This window comes from Luedemannella flava (assembly GCF_039528515.1).
GTDB lineage: Bacteria > Actinomycetota > Actinomycetes > Mycobacteriales > Micromonosporaceae > Luedemannella > Luedemannella flava.
This window is the reverse complement of the sequence record NZ_BAAALT010000367.1, coordinates 1-6,927: the sequence shown is the minus strand read 5'-3', so window position 1 is coordinate 6,927 and position 6,927 is coordinate 1. Positions and strand designations below refer to the sequence as shown.

Annotated in this window: 10 protein-coding genes; 5 read left to right on the top strand and 5 right to left on the bottom strand. The window is 74.2% G+C overall.

Annotated elements, in window-relative coordinates:
* Positions 1-112: 112 nt before the first annotated feature.
* From ABD211_RS33645 to ABD211_RS33635, 3 genes are all read left to right on the top strand, one after another.
* Entirely contained in the window at positions 113-256 is a 144-nt protein-coding gene (locus ABD211_RS33645) for a GPGG-motif small membrane protein (protein ID WP_344084686.1), read from the top strand.
* A gap of 121 nt (positions 257-377) precedes the next feature.
* Entirely contained in the window at positions 378-1,001 is a 624-nt protein-coding gene (locus ABD211_RS33640) for a hemerythrin domain-containing protein (RefSeq protein WP_344140663.1), read from the top strand.
* Between the two features lie 123 nt (positions 1,002-1,124).
* Positions 1,125-2,540, top strand: a complete 1,416-nt coding sequence (locus ABD211_RS33635) for a family 8 glycosyl hydrolase (RefSeq protein ID WP_344140661.1) — start codon at positions 1,125-1,127, stop codon at positions 2,538-2,540.
* On the opposite strand, the gene ABD211_RS33630 is transcribed toward ABD211_RS33635, so the two are convergent.
* Positions 2,537-3,025: a hypothetical protein gene (locus ABD211_RS33630; protein WP_344140659.1), complete on the bottom strand. Its 489-nt coding sequence runs from the start codon at positions 3,023-3,025 to the stop codon at positions 2,537-2,539. The genes ABD211_RS33635 and ABD211_RS33630 overlap by 4 nt on opposite strands.
* Positions 3,026-3,105: 80 nt before the next feature.
* Entirely contained in the window at positions 3,106-3,825 is a 720-nt protein-coding gene (locus ABD211_RS33625) for a cellulose binding domain-containing protein (RefSeq protein ID WP_344140657.1), read from the bottom strand.
* A gap of 67 nt (positions 3,826-3,892) precedes the next feature.
* Between ABD211_RS33625 and ABD211_RS33620 the strand changes: the two genes are divergently transcribed.
* Positions 3,893-4,732 (top strand): inositol monophosphatase family protein, encoded by an 840-nt coding sequence (locus tag ABD211_RS33620; protein WP_344140666.1) that lies wholly within the window; start codon positions 3,893-3,895, stop codon positions 4,730-4,732.
* Positions 4,729-5,127 (top strand): PIN domain-containing protein, encoded by a 399-nt coding sequence (locus ABD211_RS33615; RefSeq protein ID WP_344140654.1) that lies wholly within the window; start codon positions 4,729-4,731, stop codon positions 5,125-5,127. The genes ABD211_RS33620 and ABD211_RS33615 overlap by 4 nt, the downstream gene beginning before the upstream one ends.
* 64 nt (positions 5,128-5,191) lie before the next feature.
* Here ABD211_RS33615 and ABD211_RS33610 read toward each other — a convergent pair whose 3' ends face one another.
* The 3 genes from ABD211_RS33610 to ABD211_RS33600 form a co-directional block, all read right to left on the bottom strand.
* Positions 5,192-5,758, bottom strand: a complete 567-nt coding sequence (locus tag ABD211_RS33610; RefSeq protein WP_425560598.1) for a hypothetical protein — start codon at positions 5,756-5,758, stop codon at positions 5,192-5,194.
* Between the two features lie 165 nt (positions 5,759-5,923).
* On the bottom strand, positions 5,924-6,457 hold the full coding sequence (locus ABD211_RS33605) for an RDD family protein (RefSeq protein WP_344140649.1): 534 nt from the start codon (positions 6,455-6,457) through the stop codon (positions 5,924-5,926).
* A 3-nt stretch (positions 6,458-6,460) separates the two neighbouring features.
* A partial coding sequence (locus tag ABD211_RS33600; RefSeq protein WP_344140647.1) for a hypothetical protein occupies positions 6,461-6,927 on the bottom strand: 467 nt, incomplete at its 5' end.

Sequence of the window (6,927 nt, the reverse complement as noted above, 5' to 3'; positions counted from 1 at the left end):
CCCAGATGCACGTCTCCCGACTCCTCACCCGCGCCCTCAGCACGCTCCGGGCGCAGCTGGAGTTGAGCATCTGACGCGTTTGACGGAACGCACGGCCGGGAACTGAAGTGACATGAACACGCTGCTGTGGATCCTCGCCGTAATTCTGGTCGTCTCCGGCATCTTCGCCCTCTTCCGGCGACAGGTGCTCTGGGGCGTCGTCCTCATCATCGTGGGTCTGCTGGTCGGGCCCGGTGGCGTCAGCATCTTCAGTTGACGCGGCACGCACACGTACCCGAGCGGGCGGTTCGCCCACGCGGGTGAGCGTCGGGGGGCACGGCACGCGCCGCGCCCCCCGACGCCTGCACCGACCACGACCCGCCACCCGAGGAGGAGTGATGACCGTTCCCCTGCCTCCGTTGCCGCCACTCCCCGGCGACGATGTCGAGCATGTCCCGCCCGGTCGCAGCCTCGTCGACGTGCTCGACGACCAGTTGGGCACCGTGACCACCCTCGTCGACGAGCTGCGCGCCGACGACACCCCCGACGACCGCCGCAAGCAGCTCGCCGACGTGGTCGTCGCCGAACTGTCCCGGCAGGTCTCCGCCGAGCGGCAGTACCTCTACCCGACCGTGCGGGCGCTGCTGCCCGAGAGCGACGCGCTCGCCGCCTCGGGCGGCGCGGAGGACGCGGCGCTGCTCAGGGCGCTGAAGGACCTCGACGGCACCAGCGTCACCGACCCCGCCTTCCAGGGCCGGGTCGACCAGGTGGCCGACCTGGTCCACCAGCATGCCGCCGACACCGCCGCCCTGCTCGCGCCGCTGCGCGAGGCGGCCACCGACGAACAGCTCATCCGGCTCGGCAACCGGGTGGAGATGGTCAAGGAGGCGGCCCCGACGCGGCCGCATCCGGGCGCTCCGGCCGGCCGGCCGTGGAACGCCGTGGTCGACCCGGCGCTCGGCGTCGTGGACAAGGCCCGCGACCTGCTCACCGGCCGCACCACGTACGCCGAGGACATCTGACGGTCTGTGACAGTTCGTGGTGTGGTGTCCGAAAGGCTGACCACGCCACGAACGTCGTACACCGGGGTCCGTCATCCGTGGCGATGCCACCCGTCCCTCGAGCGGCGTGCCATCCTTGCGGGGATGAATCCGACAAAACAGCCCACGAGGCGGGGCGCCACGGGTGCGCACCGTCGCCGACAGGTCTGGCTGGCGCGCTCCTCCGGCCTGGGCGTCGCGGCCGCCGTCGTGCCGGTGGTCTGCGCGTTCGCGGCCGTCAACGCGTCCGGGCACGGCCTCGCCCACCGTCCGGACCTCAACGCCGCGCCGCCTACGGGCGACGGTGCGGCCGGCCCGCGGGTCCCGACGGCGCCGGGTGTCACGACAGTGCCCGAGCCGAGGCCGGCGCGGACCGCCCCGGCGGTGCCCTTCGGCAGTCACCGCCGGCCCTACGCGGCCGGCGTGCTCGCCGTCACGGGCGACCGGTCCGACGTGGACGGTCAGGTGGTCGCCTTCTACCGCCAGTGGCGGGCGGCTTTCGTGCGGGCCGGCTGCGGGCGGTTCCACGTGGTCTCGCCCGACGCCGAGTACCCCGTCGTCGCCGAGGCGCAGGGCTACGGGCTCGTCATCTCGGCGCTGATGGCGGGCGCCGACCGGCGCGCCCGCGAGCTGTTCGACGGCATCCTTGGCTACGTCCTGGCCCATCCGTCCAGTCAGGACCGCGGCCTCATGGCGGCCGAGCAGGACGCCGACTGCCGGGACGTCAACGGCGGCGACTCGGCCACCGACGGCGACCTCGACATCGCGTACGGCCTGCTGCTCGCCGACCGGCAGTGGGGTTCCAACGGCCGGTACGACTACCGGCGGCTGGCCCTGCGCCGCATCGCGGCCATCGCCCGCAGCGAGGTCGACCCGCGGACGCACCTGCTGCGCCTCGGCGACTGGGCCTCCGGCGACGGGGCGCTGGCGAGCACCAGTCGCACGTCCGACTGGATGCTCGACCACCTGCGGGCGTTCCGCCGCGCCACCGGCGACCCCTACTGGGACACGGTCCGCCGCGCCCACCAGCGCGCGCTGTCGCGCCTGCTCGTCGGCCCCGGCGCCGGCACCGGACTGGTGCCCGACTTCGTCGTCGACACGCACGCGGGCCTGCGCCCCGCGTCAGGCCGGGTGCTGGAGAGCGAGCACGACGGGGAGTACTCCTGGAATGCCTGTCGGGTGCCGCTGCGGCTGGGCACCGACGCGGTGACCAGCGGCGACGCCCGCTCGGTCGCCGCCGTGCGGGCCCTGACCCGGTGGATCCGGCAGGCGTCGGGCGGCGACCCGGCCGCCGTCGCGACCGGCTACACCCTCGACGGCACGCCCCTGGCCAGTGGGGCCCACCCGGCGTTCGTCGCGCCCCTGGCCGTCGCGGCCCTGACCGACCCGACCGCCCAGCCGTGGCTGGACGCCCTGTGGCGGTGGATGGTGGCGACCCCGGTGCACGCCGGCGGTTACTACGCGGCGAGCGTGCAGCTGCTGTCGATGATCGTGGTCAGCGGGAACTACTGGGTGCCCTAGCTCTCCAGCACGTCGGCGAGCTCGTCGATGAACCGGCGCTCCGACTCGCTGACCCACTCGCCGCCGATGCCCAGCACACCGCCGGTCGACGCCGCCGTGATGACCGCCTCGGCGATGCCGACCAGCCAGAACTTGTACGCCGCCGCCTCGCCGTCGCCGGCCTTCCCGGTGAGCAGCGCGGTCGCGGCCCGCGCCCGGTCCAGCACGTCGGCGATCTCGGCGTCGATGTCGTCGGGCCGGATGAGCGGCGCCTCGGCGCCCTCCTCCGGGTCGCCGACCTGCTCGACGACGTGCAGCGCGACCTGCTCGACGAGCGGGCTGCCCGAGTCGCGGCCGGCGGCGATCGCCTCCAGGCCCGCCGCGGCCTCGGCCATCGTCTTGCGGGTGCCGTCCGGCTCGCTCGCGCTGGCCGCCACGATGACCGCCTGCGGGAGACCGACGAGCAGCCCCCACTCCTCGTCCGAGTAGACCGCCTGCTCCGTCACCGTGCCGCTCCTCGTGTCCGGTTGGTCGCTGAAGACCTGAGCCTACCCACGCGCCGGGCGGTTCATGCCGACCCCCGCCGTCAGCCGCAGGCGCGCCCGTTCACGGTGCAGGAGGACGGCGCGAAGTCCTCGCCGTTCTTGTCGAACTGGAAGCCGAGCGTCACCGAACCGCCGGCGGGGATGGTGGTGGCGCCGGTGAACGTCCAGGTGTGCTCGCCCACGGTCATGCTGGGCTTCGCCGCCGCGTTCGACCAGTACTGCGTGTTGGCGGTGACCCCGTCAGGGAACTCGAGCACGACCCGCCAGGTGGTCGCCGAGCCGCCGGCGTTGGTCAGGTTCACCGAGGCGGTGAAGCCGTCGCCCCACGCGCTGCCGGGCACGTACGCGCCGGTCACGGCCGCGGAGCCGGCCCCGCTGCCACCCGCGGTGGCGCTCGGGTGGGCCGGGGCCGCGCCCGTGGTCGGCCCCGTGGTGGGGCGCGCGGGCGAGCTGGGCGGTTCGGCCACGCCCGCGGTCGGGGTGACCGGGGGAGATCCGGCGGCGTCGCTGGGCACGGCGCCCGACGGGATGCCGGTCGGCGGAACCTCCAGCGGCGGCACCGGGGCGTCCGTGGGCACGGTCGCGAGCCCGGACGGTCCGCTGTCGCGGTTCATGTCGACGACGGCCCAGATGCCGCACGCCACGATGAGGACGGCCACGACGAGGAGCGCGACCGGACCCGGCTCGCGCAGCCAGCGCGGCAGCCTGCGCAGCCCGCGTTCGGGTTCCGGCGGCACGTCCGGCGCATGGTGTCTCCCCACGGCGAACACGATCTATGATCCACCGCCCGGCGCGCAACCTCGCGACCGATAGCCTGACCGGGTGGAGATGACCGATACGGACACCCAGCGCCTGGCCGGGGTGGCCGCCCAGGCCGCCACTCTCGTCGGGCCCGCGCTGGTCGAGGCCTTCCAGACCCGCCCGGACGTGGCCTTCAAGCGGGACCGGCACGATCCGGTCACGGTGCACGACCGGGCGGCCGAGGAGCGCATCCGCGACTTCATCATGGCCGCCGTGCCGGACAGCACGGTCGTCGGCGAGGAGGACGGCACCCGCGGCACCGGCCGCGTGCACTGGTACGTCGACCCGATCGACGGCACCGCCAACTTCGCCCGGGGGCTGCCGTTCTGGTGCACGTCCGTGGCGGCGGTGGTCGACGGCGCGGTGGTCGCGGGCGCTATCTGCGACCCCGTGCGCGGGGACGTGTTCACCGCGTCGACGGCCGGCGCGTGGTGCAACGACGTGCCCATGCGCAGCACCGGCGCGACAGAGGAGACCGCGGCGATGCTGGTCACCAGCTACCCGGGCGCGACGGGCATCGAGACCGACCGGGAGCGGGTGCTGGCCCGGACCGCCGAGCTGATCAGCACCTACGCGACGGTGCGCCGGCCCGGCAGCACGGCGCTCAACCTCGCCTACGTGGCGGCGGGCCGGGTCGACGTGGCGTTGGGTATCGGCATCAACGCGTGGGACGTGGCCGCCGGCGCGCTCATGGTCCGCCAGGCGGGCGGCCACTACTTCGGCCTGCGCCGCGCCTCGCCCGACGGCCCCGTGCCGGACCCCGCGTGGCAGCGCCCCGGCTACCTGGCCATGGTGGGCACGCTCGACCCGGAGGCGACGACGGTGCGGTCGCTGTTCGTCGACCGGTACGACCTGGCTGGTCTGTGACCGTTCTGCTGGTCGTCGACGCCGCCAGCGTCGTGGGGTCGGTGCCCGACGGCTGGTGGCGCGACCGCGCGGGCGCCGCGACCCGGCTGCGCGACGCGTTCGCGCCGGTCGCGGCCGACGGCCTGCCGGCGCCGGCGTCGGCACCGGCGATCCCCGGGCCCGTCGAGGTCGTCCTGGTCGTGGAGGGCCAGGCCCGCGGTGTGCCGACCATCCCGGGAGTACGGGTCGTCGCGGCGCCCGGCTCCGGCGACGACGCCATCGTCGACCTGGTCGCCGGCCTGGACCCCCACCGCGACTGCATCGTGGTGACCGCCGACCGGGGTCTCCTGGACCGCCTGGACCGTTACGGCGTCCGCGTGCGCGGCCCCCGCTCGATCCCTCGCCGGATGCTATGACCTATGGCGCCATAGCACTGGCATGCGGGCCGCGAAACCAGCGCTATGGCGCCATAGCGCGCTGCTAGCGCAGCCAGGGCATCTTTCTGACCAGGGTCGTGCGCTGCCACCAGGGGCCGAGCGAGTACGGCTCGCCCATGCGGCTGACCGCCAGGCCGACGATGACCAGGGCGTAGATGATGTGGTCGTCGAGGAACGGGTTGGTGGCGATGGGCAGGCTCGCCATCCACATCATGACCATGAGAATCGGCCCGGCGAACGCGGAAACGATCATGCCGATGCCGAGCATCAGCGCGAGGCCGAGGCCGAGCAGGGCGCCCATGAACAGCACGTCGGCCCACCACTTGCCGGCCATCGCGTTGAACATGCCGGCGAAGGGCCCGTCGACGTTGCTGAGGAAGCCCTTGGTCGGCGACCCGCCGTTGATCACGGCGTTCGCCGGCTTGGTGGACGTGTTCCAGCCGAACATCTTGTCCAGGAACGCCCACAGGAAGATGAAGCCCAGGGCGATCCGCGTCGCCGCGAAGATCGCGTGAGCGGCCCTGGTGTTGGGACCGCCTCCCGTGCCCATCGGTTCCGGCATCGCGCCGCCCCGCGCGGCCATCGCGCGTTCGGTCTCGTCGCGCCGCATCTGGTAGGGCTCACCCGCCGCGCGGGTGCGGTAACCCTCCTCGACGCCGCGCGTGTCGGGTGCCGGCTCTGTCTGCGGCATCCGTTCGGGCGCCGCGTGCATCGGATCACTCATGACGCCTCCCCATACTGGGAAAAGGGTACGAAAGTATTTTAGGGCGGCTGATCATCGCGGGGGCCGGATCGGAGGTCCCACCAGGGGATCCTCGCGACGGCCGGCGCGGTAGCGCACCACCGTGCCGAACAGCCGGTCGTGCCAGGCGCGACGTTCGGCATCGAACAGGACATTGAGCATGCCGACCAGCCACACCGGGGCGAACGCGATGCCGACGCCGGCCCGCGTCGCCGCCCGGACGAGGCCGACCCGTCCGCCGTCCGGCCGGGTCACCGCGAGGCCGAGCAGCAGCGCCCCGACGGTCCGCCCGCCCAGCCACCACGCGGCGGTGAAGTAGGTCCACGGCAGCGCGGCGGCCGCCATGACGGAGACGGCGGGCAGCAGGTCCGGCTCCACGCCGGTGACGCTGCGCCAGATCGCGGACGGCAGGCTCGCCGTCAGCGCGGCGGCGGTCGCCACGATGGCGAGGTCGACGGCGAGCGCGCACCACCGCGACACCAGGCCCGCGTACTGGTGGTGCCGGTCGGCGACCGCTCCGGACCGGCTGCGCGGGAGCCCGCCCGCCGTGGCGTTGGCCGGCGGCACCCCTCAGCCGCCGAACAGGCGCCGGATCGCCGACTCGACGCGGTCGTCGGCCTGGGCCGTACTCTCCCGGAGCTGTTCGGCCGTGTCGCCGATGACGCCCCGCCCCTGGGCGACCATGAGGTCGCGGACGCCCTCGTCGGCGGTCAGGTCCTCGATCACGACCGGCAGCACCCGCTCGCGGATCTGCGGGATGGCGCCGTCGATGAGCCGCGGCACGACCTCGGCTACCAGGTGCGGCACGAGCGCGTCCACGATGCGCGGCACCGCCTGGCCCTCCGCCCAGCGCAGCCCGTCGTCGACGGTGCGTCGCACGAACACGATCGCGTCGGCCCGGCCGAGCGCGAGGCTCGCGCGACCCCGGGCCGTGGCGCGGCCGCGGGCCGCGGCGAGACGCTCCTGACCGCGGGCCATCCGGTCCGCGACGAGCCGCGAGCCCGGCAGCCGCCGCACCCCCCGGCGGGTACGTCGGG